The 14751-nt window shown below is 69.9% G+C and carries 14 protein-coding genes and 5 tRNA genes; 5 read left to right on the forward strand and 14 right to left on the reverse strand.

All coding sequences use genetic code 11. The annotated features are described in order from the left end of the window. The first annotated feature begins 99 nt into the window (after positions 1–99). Both cofC and ACWDRW_RS09425 read left to right on the forward strand, forming a co-directional pair. Positions 100–765 carry a 2-phospho-L-lactate guanylyltransferase gene (cofC, locus tag ACWDRW_RS09420; RefSeq protein WP_451721703.1) on the forward strand — a complete coding sequence of 222 codons (666 nt, stop codon included), beginning with the start codon at positions 100–102 and terminating at the stop codon, positions 763–765. A 5-nt stretch (positions 766–770) separates the two neighbouring features. Next, positions 771–974, forward strand: coding sequence for a hypothetical protein (locus ACWDRW_RS09425; RefSeq protein ID WP_451721704.1), 204 nt, complete (start codon positions 771–773; stop codon positions 972–974). A 69-nt stretch (positions 975–1043) separates the two neighbouring features. Here the strand turns inward: ACWDRW_RS09425 and ACWDRW_RS09430 are convergent, their stop codons facing one another. The 4 genes from ACWDRW_RS09430 to leuC form a co-directional block, all read right to left on the reverse strand. Beyond that, complete coding sequence (locus ACWDRW_RS09430; RefSeq protein ID WP_451721705.1) at positions 1044–1682, reverse strand: HU family DNA-binding protein; 639 nt, start codon at positions 1680–1682, stop codon at positions 1044–1046. 138 nt (positions 1683–1820) lie between these two features. Next, on the reverse strand, positions 1821–2063 hold the full coding sequence (locus ACWDRW_RS09435; RefSeq protein ID WP_451721706.1) for an SCO5555 family protein: 243 nt from the start codon (positions 2061–2063) through the stop codon (positions 1821–1823). A gap of 278 nt (positions 2064–2341) precedes the next feature. Further along, the gene (leuD, locus tag ACWDRW_RS09440; RefSeq protein WP_451721707.1) at positions 2342–2935 is read right to left on the reverse strand and encodes a 3-isopropylmalate dehydratase small subunit; all 594 of its coding nucleotides are present in this window, start codon (positions 2933–2935) and stop codon (positions 2342–2344) included. A gap of 6 nt (positions 2936–2941) precedes the next feature. Continuing rightward, positions 2942–4372, reverse strand: coding sequence for a 3-isopropylmalate dehydratase large subunit (leuC, locus tag ACWDRW_RS09445; protein WP_451721708.1), 1431 nt, complete (start codon positions 4370–4372; stop codon positions 2942–2944). 196 nt (positions 4373–4568) lie between these two features. Between leuC and ndgR the strand changes: the two genes are divergently transcribed. Beyond that, complete coding sequence (gene ndgR, locus ACWDRW_RS09450; RefSeq protein ID WP_015036427.1) at positions 4569–5285, forward strand: IclR family transcriptional regulator NdgR; 717 nt, start codon at positions 4569–4571, stop codon at positions 5283–5285. A gap of 72 nt (positions 5286–5357) precedes the next feature. Here ndgR and ACWDRW_RS09455 read toward each other — a convergent pair whose 3' ends face one another. After that, on the reverse strand, positions 5358–5879 hold the full coding sequence (locus ACWDRW_RS09455) for a DUF4188 domain-containing protein (protein ID WP_451721709.1): 522 nt from the start codon (positions 5877–5879) through the stop codon (positions 5358–5360). Between the two features lie 89 nt (positions 5880–5968). On the opposite strand from ACWDRW_RS09455, the gene ACWDRW_RS09460 reads away from it, so the two are divergent. Then, positions 5969–6613 carry a MerR family transcriptional regulator gene (locus ACWDRW_RS09460; protein WP_451721710.1) on the forward strand — a complete coding sequence of 215 codons (645 nt, stop codon included), beginning with the start codon at positions 5969–5971 and terminating at the stop codon, positions 6611–6613. 40 nt (positions 6614–6653) lie between these two features. Here the strand turns inward: ACWDRW_RS09460 and ACWDRW_RS09465 are convergent. The 9 genes from ACWDRW_RS09465 to ACWDRW_RS09505 all read right to left on the reverse strand — a co-directional run bounded on the left by ACWDRW_RS09465 (position 6654) and on the right by ACWDRW_RS09505 (position 10547). Beyond that, positions 6654–6729: transfer RNA gene (locus tag ACWDRW_RS09465), tRNA-Glu, on the reverse strand. Positions 6730–6757: 28 nt separating this feature from the next. After that, positions 6758–6829: transfer RNA gene (locus ACWDRW_RS09470), tRNA-Gln, on the reverse strand. A 20-nt stretch (positions 6830–6849) separates the two neighbouring features. Beyond that, positions 6850–6922, reverse strand: a tRNA-Glu gene (locus ACWDRW_RS09475). 29 nt (positions 6923–6951) lie between these two features. Further along, a tRNA-Glu gene (locus ACWDRW_RS09480) sits at positions 6952–7024 on the reverse strand. Between the two features lie 21 nt (positions 7025–7045). Next, positions 7046–7117, reverse strand: a tRNA-Gln gene (locus ACWDRW_RS09485). A 91-nt stretch (positions 7118–7208) separates the two neighbouring features. Then, positions 7209–7940, reverse strand: a complete 732-nt coding sequence (locus ACWDRW_RS09490) for an HAD family hydrolase (RefSeq protein ID WP_451721711.1) — start codon at positions 7938–7940, stop codon at positions 7209–7211. Between the two features lie 97 nt (positions 7941–8037). Continuing rightward, positions 8038–9522, reverse strand: a complete 1485-nt coding sequence (gene gltX, locus ACWDRW_RS09495) for a glutamate--tRNA ligase (RefSeq protein ID WP_451721712.1) — start codon at positions 9520–9522, stop codon at positions 8038–8040. Continuing rightward, positions 9515–10291, reverse strand: coding sequence for a fumarylacetoacetate hydrolase family protein (locus ACWDRW_RS09500; protein WP_451721713.1), 777 nt, complete (start codon positions 10289–10291; stop codon positions 9515–9517). The genes gltX and ACWDRW_RS09500 overlap by 8 nt, the downstream gene beginning before the upstream one ends. A gap of 70 nt (positions 10292–10361) precedes the next feature. Beyond that, positions 10362–10547: a hypothetical protein gene (locus tag ACWDRW_RS09505; protein ID WP_451721714.1), complete on the reverse strand. Its 186-nt coding sequence runs from the start codon at positions 10545–10547 to the stop codon at positions 10362–10364. A gap of 572 nt (positions 10548–11119) precedes the next feature. Between ACWDRW_RS09505 and ACWDRW_RS09510 the strand changes: the two genes are divergently transcribed. Beyond that, entirely contained in the window at positions 11120–14746 is a 3627-nt protein-coding gene (locus ACWDRW_RS09510; protein WP_451721715.1) for a nitrate- and nitrite sensing domain-containing protein, read from the forward strand. Positions 14747–14751 lie beyond the last annotated feature (5 nt).

Below are 14751 nucleotides of genomic sequence, written 5' to 3' on the forward strand. Positions count from 1 at the left end.
CGTCTGTCGAGAACACCGTACGCCCCAGACCCCGGACCGCCAGATGGCCCATGTGAAAGCCGGGTGACAATGGCCGCGACAAGAGAGGTACGAACACTCGTGCAGTGGACCTTGGTCATCCCTCTGAAGCCTCTGGCGCGGGCCAAGAGCAGGCTCGCGGGCACCGCGGCCGACGGCCTGCGCCCTGCCCTCGCGCTGGCCTTCGCGCAGGACACTGTGGCGGCCGCGCTGGCCAGCGCCGCGGTACGCGATGTGGCAGTGGTCACGGACGACGCCCTGGCCGGCCGGGAGCTCGCGGCACTGGGCGCGCGCATCGTCCCCGACGCCCCCCTGGCGGGCCTGAACGCAGCCCTGGCGCACGGGGAGGCGGTCGTACGCGCCCACCGCCCGGATTGCGCCGTGGCGGCTCTGAACGCGGACCTTCCGGCGCTGCGGTCCATGGAATTGACTCGGGTCCTGGACTCGGCCGCGGAATTCCCGCGCGCATTCCTCCCGGACGCGGCGGCAATCGGCACGACTCTGCTGACCGCGACGCCGGGAAGGAAATTGCTCCCGGCATTCGGCTCCGATTCCCGGGCCCGCCATCACGCGTCGGGAGCGGTGGAACTCCGGCTTGCCGAGGTCGATTCGGTACGACAGGACGTGGACACCGGCGACGACCTGCGCGCGGCGCTGGCCCTCGGGGTGGGCCCCCGTACGGCGGCGGTGTCGGCCCGGCTGTCGACCGACAACGGATCCCGGCACGACCTGCGCGGCGTACGCTGACCGCTATGCAGGCAACCGCATACACGTACGACCCCGAAACCCGCAGCGGCCAGGTCCTCCTGGACGACGGGACCCCCGTCCCCTTCGACGCCGCGGCGTTCGACGCGGGCGCGCTTCGGCTGCTGCGCCCCGGACAGCGCGTGCGCATCGAGACCGAGGGACCGAAGGACAGGCTCCGCATCACCCTGGTCACGCTGCAGACCCTGTAGGACGCCCGGACACGCCGCGGGCCGGACTCCCCAGGGAGTCCGGCCCGGCGCGTGAGTACCCGTGCGCCCCTACCTCTTGCGGGCGGTGGTCTTCTTGGCGGTGGTCTTGCGGGCCGTCGACTTCTTGGCCGGGGCCTTCTTGGCGGTCGCCTTCTTCGCGGGGGCCTTCTTCGCCGTGGCCTTCTTGGCCGTGGTGGCCTTCGTCGCCGTGGTCTTCTTCGCGGCCGCCGTGGTCTTCTTGGCGGTCGTCTTCTTCGCCGTGGTCTTCTTCGCCGCGGCCGTGGTCTTCTTGGCCGTCGCCTTCTTGGCCGTGGTGGCCTTCTTGGCGGTGGTCTTCTTCGCGGCGGCCTTCTTGACCGTGGCCGCGGCACCACCGGTCAGGCTGCCCTTGGGGGCCTTCTTGACGGCGACCTCGCCGCCCCGCGGAAGCTTCTTCGTGCCGCTGACCAGGTCCTTGAAGCCCTGACCGGCGCGGAAGCGCGGAACGGAGGTCTTCTTGACCCGAACCCGCTCGCCCGTCTGGGGGTTGCGGGCGTAACGGGCCGGACGGTCGACCTTCTCGAACGAACCGAAGCCGGTGACCGAGACCCGGTCGCCCGCGACGGTCGCGCGGACGATGGCGTCCAGGACCGCGTCGACCGCGTCGGCGGCCTGCTGGCGGCCGCCCAGCTTGTCGGCAATCGCTTCTACGAGCTGCGCCTTGTTCACGTCTTCCCCTTCGGAGACATCGCCAGAACGAAAGTGTTCAAGCTTTTTCGCACGTTAGGCAGATATATACCGCAAATCAAACACGAAACGGGCTTATCACCCTTGTGCCGCAACGAACTCGACTGTCTCTGGAGCCCTTCAGCGTTCCTCGTCAGGGAATCGATCGGAGAATCGACCCGCGTCGAGGTCCGCGTTGAACGCCTCCAGACGCCTTGCCGCATCGGCGAGATCGTGCTTGGCCGCGGCCGTAATGACCAGCAGCTTCCGGGTCAGCGCCATCCGTACGCCCTCCGGGACTTGCAGTGCGCGCACTCTTGTGTGCGCTTCCTTGAGTTGGTCCGCGACCGCCGCATAGAGCTCGAGTTGGCCGTCGTGTTCCATGCACAGATTGTGCCATCTGGGGCGAGTTGTCGCCTGCTCAGGGTGCAACTGCCGCCTCAAACGGCCGTCCGGGCACCGGCGGGAGCCGTGGACACGAGAACCGGCTACCCCGACAACAGCCGTCCTAACGTGGGAAGTTGAGGTCACCGACCGAGGCCCGCGGGGGCCGTTCGGGTGCAGAAACGGCTGTACCCCCGATCGGGCTGATCGGGGGTACAGCGGGGGTGTTGGGGTGGCCGAAACTCGACCTGTTCAGTTGCTCCGGGGGGCTCCCGGGGTCACGCCTGGAGCGTCTGCGGCTTGTACGACGGCCGCTTGGCCTCGTAGGCGGCGATGTCGGCCTCGTTCTGGAGGGTGATGGAGATGTCGTCCAGGCCGTTCAGCAGCCGCCAGCGGGAGTTCTCGTCCAGCTCGAAGGAGGCGGTGACGCCCTCGGCGCGGACCTCGCGGTTCTCCAGGTCGACGGTGATCTCGGCCTCGGGGTTCTTCTCGGTGACCTCCCACAGCGCGTCCACGATCTTCTGCTCCAGAACCACCGTGAGCAGGCCGTTCTTCAGCGAGTTGCCGCGGAAGATGTCGGCGAAGCGGGAGGAGATCACGGCCTTGAAACCGTAGTTCTGCAGCGCCCAGACGGCGTGCTCACGGGAGGACCCGGTGCCGAAGTCGGGACCGGCGACCAGGACCGTGGCGCCCTGCCGCTCGGGCTGGTTGAGGATGAAGGTCTCGTCCTTGCGCCAGGCCTCGAACAGACCGTCCTCGAAGCCGTCCCGGGTCACCTTCTTGAGCCAGTGAGCAGGGATGATCTGGTCGGTGTCGACGTTGGAGCGGCGCAGCGGGACGGCCCGGCCGGTGTGCGTGGTGAATGCTTCCATGACTTCTCAGACTCCAGCGGGCGTACGGGTCTCGGCGTCGGACAGGTCGGCCGGGGAGGCCAGGTGGCCCAGCACGGCGGTCGCGGCCGCGACCTGCGGCGACACCAGGTGCGTACGGCCGCCCTTGCCCTGCCTGCCCTCGAAGTTGCGGTTGGAGGTGGACGCGGAGCGCTCACCGGGGGCCAGCTGGTCGGGGTTCATGCCCAGGCACATCGAGCAGCCCGCGTGCCGCCACTCGGCGCCGGCCTCCTTGAAGACCACGTCCAGACCCTCGGAGACGGCCTGCAGACCGACCCGGGCGGAGCCGGGGACGACCAGCATCCGTACCCCGTCGGCGACTTTGCGGCCCTTGAGGAGCTCGGCGGCGTTGCGCAGGTCCTCGATGCGGCCGTTGGTGCAGGAGCCTACGAAGACGGTGTCCACCTTGATGGAGCGCAGCGGCTGACCGGCCTCCAACCCCATGTATTCCAGGGCCTTTTCGGCGGCGAGGCGCTCCGAAGCGTCTTCGTACGAAGCCGGGTCGGGGACGGACGCCGAAAGCGGCGCGCCCTGGCCGGGGTTGGTGCCCCAGGTGACGAACGGCGACAGTTCGGCGGCCTCGATGACGACCTCGGCGTCGAACTCGGCGTCCTCGTCGGTCTTCAGCGTCTTCCAGTACGCGACGGCCGCGTCCCAGTCCTCGCCCTTGGGGGCGTGCGGACGGCCCTCGAGGTAGTCGAAGGTGGTCTGGTCGGGGGCGATCATGCCCGCGCGGGCGCCGGCCTCGATCGACATGTTGCAGATGGTCATCCGGGCCTCCATCGAGAGTTTCTCGATGGCCGAGCCGCGGTACTCCAGGACGTAGCCCTGGCCGCCACCGGTGCCGATCTTCGCGATGATCGCCAGGATCAGGTCCTTGGCGGTGACGCCGTCGGGCAGCTCGCCGTTGACCGTGATCGCCATGGTCTTCGGGCGGACCAGGGGCAGCGTCTGGGTGGCCAGCACGTGCTCGACCTGAGAGGTGCCGATGCCGAAGGCCAGACCGCCGAAGGCGCCGTGGGTGGAGGTGTGGGAGTCACCGCAGACGACGGTCATGCCCGGCTGGGTCAGGCCCAGCTGCGGGCCGACGACGTGCACGACGCCCTGCTCCACGTCGCCCAGCGGGTGCAGGCGCACCCCGAACTCGGCGGCGTTCTTGCGCAGCGTCTCCAGCTGGACCCGGGAGACCGGGTCGGCGATGGGCTTGTCGATGTCGAGGGTGGGGGTGTTGTGGTCCTCGGTGGCGATGGTCAGGTCGAGCCGGCGCACCTGGCGACCGCTCTTACGGAGGCCGTCGAAGGCCTGCGGGCTGGTCACCTCGTGCAGCAGGTGCAGATCGATGAAGAGGAGGTCGGGCTCGCCCTCGGCGCGCCGGACGACGTGGTCGTCCCAGACCTTCTCCGCGAGTGTCCTACCCATCGCTTTCCCTCCGGCCGGCATACGGTCCACCGGCCCAACTAGAGATCTTGAGGAAGCAGCGCCCGCCGCCCCTGTTCGGGCGTCCGCCACCGGGCCCGTTTGTCTGCGGGCCGCTTTGCCTTCGTGACATCCAGAGTGGCGCGTTCCACGGAAAATTGAACTTGCGTTTCACAGAGTGAGACGCGAGTATCGTTTCATGGACAACAGTAGCGGCGTCGGCGTTCTGGACAAGGCAGCCCTTGTCCTGAGCGCCCTGGAGTCCGGTCCGGCCACCCTCGCGGGTCTGGTGGCGGCGACCGGGTTGGCACGACCCACGGCCCACCGGCTGGCCGTGGCCCTGGAACACCACCGCATGGTGGCGCGCGACATGCAGGGGCGGTTCATTCTCGGCCCGCGCCTCGCGGAGCTGGCCGCGGCCGCCGGTGAGGACCGCCTCCTCGCCACGGCGGGCCCGGTCCTCACCCACCTCCGTGACGTCACGGGCGAGAGCGCGCAGCTCTACCGCCGCCAGGGCGACATGCGCATCTGCGTCGCCGCGGCGGAGCGCCTGTCCGGACTTCGGGACACCGTCCCGGTCGGCTCGACGCTCACGATGAAGGCGGGCTCCTCCGCCCAGATTCTCATGGCCTGGGAGGAGCCCGAGCGGCTGCACCGCGGCCTGCAGGGCGCCCGCTTCACGGCGACGGCCCTGTCGGGCGTACGACGCCGCGGCTGGGCCCAGTCGATCGGCGAGCGCGAGCCGGGCGTCGCGTCCGTCTCCGCGCCCGTGCGCGGCCCCTCCAACCGCGTGGTGGCCGCCGTCTCGGTCTCCGGCCCCATCGAGCGCCTGACGCGCCACCCGGGCCGGATGCACGCCCAGGCGGTCATCGACGCCGCCGCGCGCCTCTCCGAGGCCCTGCGCCGCACGGGCTGACCCCCGGGGCACGCCGAGGAGGGCCCGCCCCAACGCCGCGGCAGGCCCTCCTCGCTCCCCCGACTCCCCCGTTCACCTGGCTTCTTCGGCTACCGCCGCCTTCGAGCGGTAGGCGAACCGGTCCTTCGCGGAGCGCCCTCGCCGCTCCAGTGGCACCTGACCGTGCGCGGCCGCGAGTCCGAAGGCCGGCATGTCGAAGTAGATCGACTCGTACGAGCCCTCGGGCACGACGTACGCCTCGTGCCACAGCCCCACGTGCTGCCGGGCCTTCCCCGCCTTCTCCCTGCGGTTCAGAGCAGCCCAGGCCTTGCGGTGGAACATCTCCGGAGAGTGCGCGTAGGCGTAGAGCTTCTCCTTGGACTCCCAGTACTGCACGACGTAGTACGTCCGCGGCGAGGCCGTGAGCAGTACATGGCCGAGCAGTCCGCGCTCCGGGTCCTTCGCCAGTTCACGCAGCATGCGCGGCATGCCGAGCGCGACCGGCAGCCAGTGGCGCACCGCCCAGAAGGTGTTGATGCGCATCCCGATCAGCAGGACGACCACATCCCCCTCGGCGGACGCGGTGGTCCGGCCCGGCACCGGCTTGGCGAACATGACGGCCCCCTGGTTCCCCGATCGGATAGCGGCACTATCCTTTTAGGTGGTGCTTGGATAGTGGCACTTCCCAAGGAGAGGCGCAAGAGATGAGGCTGGCCGAACTCAGCGAGCGCAGCGGTGTGTCCACCGCGACGATCAAGTACTACCTGCGCGAAGGGCTGTTGGCGCCCGGCCACCAGATCAACGCGACGACCGCGGAGTACGACGAGGAGCACCTGCGCCGGCTGCGGCTGGTCCGCGCGATGATCCAGGTCGGCAAGGTGCCGGTGGCCACGATCAGGGAGGTGCTGGGGCATGTCGACGACGACTCGCTGCCCCGCGCGATCCGCCTGGGCTCGGCGGTCTGGGCGCTGCCGCAGGTGCCGGAGCCGGACGCGGAGGACGAGTTCGTCCAGGGCGCCAAGGCCGCGATGGAGGAGTTGCTGACCTCGTTGGGGTGGTCGCACGCGCAGGACATGACGACCGTCTCCCCCTCGTTCCGCTCCCTGGTGGTGGCGGCGGCCGCGCTGCGTCGCCTCGGCTACGACTGGAGTCCCGAAACCCTTGTTCCCTACGCCCGGTTGATGCACCAGGTGGCCGAGCTGGACATGGACTTCATGGAGTCGCACGTGTCGGAGGCGGAGAAGGCCGAGGTCGCTGTGCTGGGCGTGGTGCTCGTGGAGCCGATGCTCCAGGCACTGCACCGGCTGGCCCAGGAGGAGGAGACGGCACGGCGTTACGGCCTCGGGTAACGCCGAAGGCCCCCCACCTAAGTGGAGGGCCTTCGCCTTGTGGTACCCCCGACCGGATTCGAACCGGCGCTACCGCCTTGAGAGGGCGGCGTGCTAGGCCGCTACACAACGGGGGCGTGGAGCCTGCGTTTCCGCAGGTCCGAGCTGGTCTACCTGGACTCGAACCAAGACTAACTGAACCAGAATCAGTCGTGCTGCCAATTACACCATAGACCAATGTGGTTTAGACCAGTGCGTACCCCCGACCGGATTCGAACCGGCGCTACCGCCTTGAGAGGGCGGCGTGCTAGGCCGCTACACAACGGGGGCCCTAGCGATCATCCAGAAGAAGATCACCGTACCCCCGACCGGATTCGAACCGGCGCTACTGCCTTGAGAGGGCAGCGTGCTAGGCCGCTACACAACGGGGGCTTTGCAGATAAGCTCTGCGAGCTGGCCTACCTGGACTCGAACCAAGACTAACTGAACCAGAATCAGTCGTGCTGCCAATTACACCATAGGCCACTGGAACGCAAGCCCCGAAGGGGATCTTGTTCTAGCTTGCGCCTCCGGTTCCCGGCCTTTCGGCCCGCTCTCCGGCGGCGCAGGAAGAACATTACCCGAAGGTGGACGGGGCTCCAAAACGGGTATCCGCGCCGAGGATCGCGGGGAGTTCGGCGAGGGTGGCGATGCGGTGCGGGCCGACGGGGGCGTCGGCGCCCGGGGACAGGGTGCCCCGGTCGATCCAGACCGACAGCAGCCCGGCGTCGGCGGCGCCCCGTCCGTCGATCTCCGGGTGGTCCCCGACGTACGCCACCTGGTGCGGGGGCAGACCGAGCGCGTCGCAGGCGGCGAGGAAGGCGGCGGCCTCGGGCTTGGAGACCCCGAGCTCCGCGGCGCACAGGATCACCTCGAACCGGTCGTGCACCCCGAGCACCCGCAGCTTGCGGTCCTGGACGTGCAGGCTGGAGTTGGACAGCACGGCATGCCGGTGACTGCCGGCGAGGCCGTCCAGCACGGGCAGGACGTCGGGGAAGAGCGCCCAAGCGGCCTCGTAGTGGCCGATGTAGCGCTGGAACCACTCGTCGGCCTCGTCGTCGCTCAGCGGCTCACCCAGGAACGACCGCACGCGATCCCGCCGCTGCCCCTCGAAGGACGCCTCCCCGGCCGCGAACCGGGCCCAGTGCAGGGCCGTGAACTCCCGCCAGCACGCGAGAGCCTGCTCGACGCTGTCGTAACCGCTCAGGAGGCCCTCGGCGGCCAGGTGCGCCCGCATGCCGACCCGGTCGGCGGTGGTGTAGTCGAAGATCGTGTCGTCGACGTCCCAGACCACCGCGCGAATGCTCATGGTCCGACCGTATCCCGGGGGTGGAGCAGGCGTCCCGGGAACGCCGGAGGGGCGGTACCCGGAACCGCCGGGTACCGCCCCTCCGAACGCGTGGGACTTACGCCGCGAGCTTCGCCAGCGCCGCGTCGACGCGGGCCAGCGTCTTCTCCTTGCCCAGGATCTCCAGGGACTCGAACAGGGGGAGGCCGACGGTGCGGCCGGTGACGGCCACCCGGACCGGGGCCTGCGCCTTGCCGAGCTTCAGACCGTGCTCCTCGCCCGCGGTGAGGACGGCTTCCTTGAGGGACTCCGGGGACGTCCAGTCCGCCGACTCCAGCTTCTGCCTGGCCGTACGGAGAAGGGCGTCGCTGCCCTCCTTCATCGCCTTCGTCCAGCTCGGCTCGTCGAAGACCGGCTCGGGCAGGAACAGGAAGTCGACGTTGTCGGTGATCTCGGACAGGACCTTCAGCCGGGTCTGGGCGTGCGGGGCGATCGCCTGCCACTTGGTCTCGTCGAAGTCCTCCGGCGCCCAGGGGGCGAACGGGGCCTGCAGCCACGGCGCGCAGCGCTCGGTGAAGTCCTTCACCTCGAGCATGCGGATGTGGTCGCCGTTGATCGCCTCGCACTTCTTCAGGTCGAAGCGGGCCGGGTTGGGGTTCACGTCCGCGATGTCGAAGGCCGCGACCATCTCGTCCATCGAGAAGATGTCCTGGTCCGCCGAGAGCGACCAGCCGAGGAGGGAGAGGTAGTTCAGCAGGCCCTCGGGGAGGAAGCCGCGCTCGCGGTAGAGGTTCAGCGACGACTGCGGGTCACGCTTCGAGAGCTTCTTGTTGCCCTCGCCCATCACGTACGGCAGGTGCCCGAAGGACGGGATGCGCTTGGCCACGCCGAGCTCCATCAGCGCCTTGTACAGGGCGATCTGACGGGGCGTCGAGGAAAGCAGGTCCTCGCCGCGCAGGACGTGGGTGATCTCCATCAGGGCGTCGTCGACGGGGTTGACGAGCGTGTACAGCGGCGCGCCGTTGGCTCGTACGATCCCGTAGTCCGGGACGTTCTCCGGGGTGAACGTCAGCTCGCCGCGGACCAGGTCGGTGAAGGTGATCGTCTCGTCCGGCATCCGGAAGCGGACGATCGGCTCGCGGCCCTGGGCCTTGTACTCCTCGACCTGCTCGGCGGTCAGCGCGCGGCAGTGGCCGTCGTACCCGGACGGCTTGCCGGCGGCGCGGGCGGCCTCGCGGCGGGAGTCCAGCTCCTCCTGGGAGCAGTAGCAGCGGTAGGCGTAGCCGGCCTCCTGGAGCTGCTGGGCGATCTCGACGTAGACGTCCATGCGCTGGGACTGGCGGTACGGCGCGTGCGGGCCGCCGACCTCGGGGCCCTCGTCCCAGTCGAAGCCCAGCCAGCGCATCGAGTCCAGCAGCTGCTGGTACGACTCCTCCGAGTCGCGGGCCGCGTCGGTGTCCTCGATGCGGAAGACCAGAGTGCCCTCGTGGTGCCGGGCGAACGCCCAGTTGAACAGGGCGGTGCGGACCAGGCCCACGTGGGGGTTGCCGGTCGGCGACGGGCAGAAACGGACGCGGACGGGGGAGGCGGGTGCGCTAGCCACGCTTGACAACCTTGTTGGTGAGAGTGCCGATGCCTTCGATGCTGACGGAGACCTCGTCGCCGACAGCGAGGGGGCCGACCCCCGCGGGGGTGCCCGTGAGGATCACGTCGCCGGGGAGCAGCGTCATGGCCTCGGTGATGTTGACGATCAGATCCTCGATCGGGTGGATCATCTCGCTGGTGCGGCCGAGCTGCCGCTGCTGTCCGTTGACCGTGAGCTGGACGGTCAGGTCGGAGGGGTCCAGGTCCGTCTCCACCCAGGGGCCCAGCGGGCAGGACGTGTCGAAGCCCTTGGCCCGGGCCCACTGCTTCTCGCGCTTTTGGACATCGCGGGCCGTGATGTCGTTGGCGCAGGTGTAGCCGAGGATCACGTCCTTGACGCGCTCACGCGGGACCTCGCGGCACATCCGGCCGATCACGACGGCCAGCTCGGCCTCGTGGTGCAGTTCCGCCGAGAAGGAGGGGTACTGGATCTCGTCGCCGGGGCCGATCACCGAGGTCGACGGCTTGAAGAAGGCGAAGGGCGCGTCCGGGACCTCGTTGCCCAGTTCCTTCGCGTGCTCGGCGTAGTTGCGGCCGAAGGCCACGACCTTGTTGGGGAGCACCGGGGGCAGCAGCCGGACCTTGCTCAGCGGGACCTTGGTGCCGGAGAGCTCGAATTCCGCGAACGGGATGCCCTTGATGATGTCGAGGACGAGCTCGTCAGGCTTGTCGCCCTCGACCGCGCCGAAGGCGACGTTCCCGTCGATGGAGAATCTGGCGATGCGCACGGGGCCCCTTTGCAGCGGCTGGAGTCTGACGCTCCAGGCTAACGTGGGCCGGCCCTCACGCCTGTCGGTATTACTCCGCGACGGTGGCGGCGACCGGCATCTCGTCCAGGACCGTGCGGCGCGGGTTGGCCGTCTGGGCCGGAAGATCGACGGAGTGCTCCTGCTGGACCGCGGTCTGCAGCAACTCGGCGTCCTCGAGGTGGGCGAGCGTCGTGCGCCGCGGGTTGGCTATCGTGCGGATCATCGTCGTCTTCACGGTTGTACGTAACCCTGTCGTGTCCGGTGGGCAGAGAGTTGGCAGATCGCGCCCTCTTGTAAAGCGCCAGGCTAAACATCCGATTCCCCGGGGAAGACGTGAAGACTCCATGATCTCCGTGTGAGTTTGCTCACGAGCCCATACTCAAACCGGTCAAATCAGGCCCACAAGCCACCGCAACGAAACGGACATTGGCCCACTGAAGCCATCATTCCGCTCCTGATCATGGCGACTGGGACACCCCCCGCACCTTGGTGACTCGCTCAGATATGCCCGTTTTGGGGCAGATCACTTTCTACGTCCGGTGACCCACCCCTCACAAGGTGTCACCTAGGTCACGGCTCGGCTCACGGCCCTTGTTGGAGATCCTGCACTGTGCTGGAATTCCACGGACCGCCGCGGGATCGTGCCGGCGCACAGGGCGCAACAGAGCGCCGAGCGGCGGCGGAGGGGGGAGCCAGCGCCGGTCACTCACGACCATCAGGGGACGTAATTCAGGGCGTCCCCTAAAACGCCGACACCGTCCTCTCCGTTCACGCGGAAGGACGCCTGGTCCAGAGGTTGCGACGCTAGTGCAGGGACGTTTCAAGAGGGATGGCAGTGCTTCGGCGGAGCCGGAGCTGCACGGCGGGACTGGCCCCAATGCCGGCAGTCCCTCGCCCCAGCACGCCCAGAACCCGGGCCAGGGTCCGTCCGGTGACGGCACGGCCGCCGCGGGTCCGGCGGGCCCCACGACCCCGGCGGTCAAGCCGCCGAAGGGTGCCACCAACCCCGGCCCGCGAATAGCTCTGCGCAACTGGCGTATCTCCACGCGCCTGGTGTCGCTGCTCGCTCTCCCGGTCGTCGCGGCCACCTCGCTGGGCGCCCTGCGTATCAGCGACTCCATGGACGACATGCAGCAGCTCGACAACATGAAGCTGCTCACGGACATGACCAAGCAGGCCACCGAGCTGGCCGCCGCGCTCCAGGAGGAGCGCGACCAGTCGGCCGGTCCGCTGGCGCACGGCGCGAAGGCGACCGACTACACGGTCAAGGGCTACCGCGACAAGACCGACCGGCTGCGCGAGAACTTCATCGAGTCCGCCGAGGAGGTCGACACCTCCGACGGCAACCTCCAGGGCGTCCACGACACCCTCGTCGGTGTCGTCCGCGACCTGCGCACCCTCAGCAGCATCCGCCGCGACGCCTATCAGGCCGAGGACAACTCCACGCAGTCCGTCGAGGCCTACCACCGGCTGATCGAGCACCTGCTGGACCTCTCCCAGGACATGGCCGAGGCGACCAGCAACCCGGACATGATCCAGCGCACCCGCGCGCTCGCGGCCTTCTCCTCCGCCAAGGAGTACGCCTCCATCCAGCGCGCGGTGCTCGCCGCGGCCCTGCCGGTGAACACCAAGTCCTCCGGCAACCTCTCGGACAACGACCGGCTCTACGCCCAGTCGGCCCTGGCCAGCGGTACCTCCGAACTCGCCAGCTTCAAGGCCATCTACGGCGGCGAGGACGCCGCCGAGCTCCTGAAGCCGGTGGAGGCGGGCAACTCGACCATCCAGGCCACCGACACCTACGGCGACCGCGCCATCACCAGTGGCCTGGCCACGGTGGACCGGCGTTCGTACAAGGACTGGGTGGACGACAGCTCGATCAAGATCGAGCAGATGACCAACATCGAGCGCACCCTGCTCGAGCAGATGGAGCAGAAGGCCCGCGAGCTGCGCAACGAGTCCGAGCAGGACGCGATCATCTCCGGTGCGCTGATCCTCCTCGTGCTCGGCGTCTCGCTGGTCGGCGCCTTCGTGGTGGCCCGCTCCATGATCCGCTCGCTGCGCCGGCTGGAGGAGACCGCCACCAAGGTCGCCTCCGACCGACTGCCCGAGCTGGTCAAGCAGCTCTCCGAGTCCGACCCGCAGGACGTCGACACGTCCGTGGAGTCGGTCGGTGTGCACTCCCGGGACGAGATCGGCCGGGTGGCCGCGGCCTTCGACGACGTGCACCGCGAGGCGGTCCGCCTCGCCGCCGAGCAGGCCCTGCTGCGGGGCAACGTCAACGCGATGTTCACCAACCTCTCGCGCCGCTCCCAGGGCCTCATCCAGCGTCAGCTCTCGCTCATCTCCGAACTGGAGTCCCGCGAGGCCGACCCGGACCAGCTGTCCTCGCTGTTCAAGCTCGACCACCTCGCCACCCGCATGCGCCGTAACGGTGAGAACCTGCTGGTTCTCGCCGGTGAAGAGCCCGGCCGCCGCTGGACCCGCCCGGTCCCGCTGGTCGACGTGCTCCGCGCCGCCGCCTCCGAGGTGGAGCAGTACGAGCGCATCGAACTGGCCTCCGTGCCGACCACCGAAGTGGCCGGCCGCGTGGTCAACGACCTCGTGCACCTGCTCGCCGAGCTGCTGGAGAACGCCACCTCCTTCTCCTCGCCGCAGACCAAGGTCAAGGTCACCGGTCACGCGCTGCCCGACGGCCGCGTCCTGATCGAGATCCACGACACCGGCATCGGCCTCTCCCCCGAGGACCTCGCGGCGATCAACGAGCGGCTCGCCTCGCCGCCCACCGTGGACGTGTCGGTCTCCCGCCGCATGGGTCTGTTCGTGGTCGGCCGGCTGTCCCAGCGACACGGCATCCGCATCCAGCTGCGCCCGTCCGACTCCGGTGGTACGACCGCGCTGGTCATGCTCCCCGTCGATGTCGCCCAGGGTGGCAAGAAGCCCGCTCCCGGCAAGCCCGGCCAGGGCCCCGGTGCCTCCGGCGGTCCCGCCGCCGCGCAGGCCGCCGCCGGTGCCGCCGCCGCCCGCCGCTCGGGCGGTGCCGTCGGCGCCGGTGCCGCGAGCGCCGGTGCCCTCGGTACCGGTGCCCCCGCCGGAGGCCGGCTCGGTGCCGGTCAGGGTCCGCGGGCCGCGCTGCCCGGACGGGACGGTGACGGCCGGCCCGGCGCCCCGCGCGGACCGCAGGCTCCGGCCGGGCCCCCGCAGAACCGCCAGGCTCCGCCGTCCCCCGCGAACTTCGGCCAGGCGCCCGGCGCCCCGCAGGGCATGCAGCCCACGGGCCCCGGTGCGCCGCAGGGCCAGGACGCCTTCGGTGGCGGCCGACCGGCCCAGGCCGCGCCCAAGGAGCAGAGCGGCGGTGGCCGCCGGGCCCGTCGTCCGCAGTTGCCGGGCGGCCGCGGTGGTCCCCGGGCCGAGCTGCCGGGCGCCGGTGCCGGACAGCAGCGGACCCCGAGCTGGAGCGACGAGAACGCCCAGCCGCCGGTGCCGCGCGCCTCGCTGGACACCCCGCGCGGCCATGACGAGCAGGACCCGGCGCAGACCTCCCGGATGCCGCGGATCGACGACCGGCAGGGCCCGGCCCACACGGCCGAGATGCCCGCGGTCCCGCGTGACAACGGCCGCCAGGTCCCGTCGTACGACTCCCCGCAGAACACCGGCCAGTTCCCGCGGCCGAACGTTCCGCAGGGTCAGAACTCCGGCGACTTCGCGCGTCCGGACGTCTACGGATCGGCGGGCAACCAGTCCACCGGCCAGTACCCGGCTCCGCAGGGCTACGACAACGCCGGTCACCAGACCGGGCAGTTCCCCGTCCCGCAGGGCTACGACAACGGCTCGACCGGACAGCACGCCGTGCCGGGTCGGCAGAACCCCTCCGGCCCGGGGCAGTTCGAGCGGCCCCAGGGCGCTCAGCGTCCGCAGGCTCCGCAGCGTCCGCAGCAGCGGCCGAACCGTCCCGAGCCCGAGGCGCTGCCGCCGGCGGCAGGTCCCGGCGACGGACGGACTCCGCTGTACGACACGCTGGAGACCAACTGGTTCCACGGCCAGCAGGGACAGCAGGGTCAGCAGACCCAGCAGCAGGCCCCCACGCCTGCCCCGCCGGCCCAGGCACCGCAGGCTCCCGCTCCGCAGCGGTCCTCGAACACCGGTACCTGGCGCAGCTCGCCGAACGACGACCTCGTACGGCAGGCAGAGCGGGTCCGGCAGCCGGCCGCGGGCGGAGTCACCACCTCCGGCCTGCCGCGCCGAGTGCCCCGGGCGAACCTCGTCCCGGGCACGGCTCAGCAGCAACAGCACCAAAGCGGTCCGCAGGTCTCGCGCGCGCCTGATGACGTGCGTGGGCGGCTGACCAATCTCCGTCGGGGTATCGCGCAGGGTCGCCAGGCCGGCACCGGCCAGACCGGCAGCTTCCCGAGCCCCACTCACCAGCAGGAGCGTTAGTTGAG

It is taken from the genome of Streptomyces sp. NPDC003635 (genome assembly GCF_053587635.1).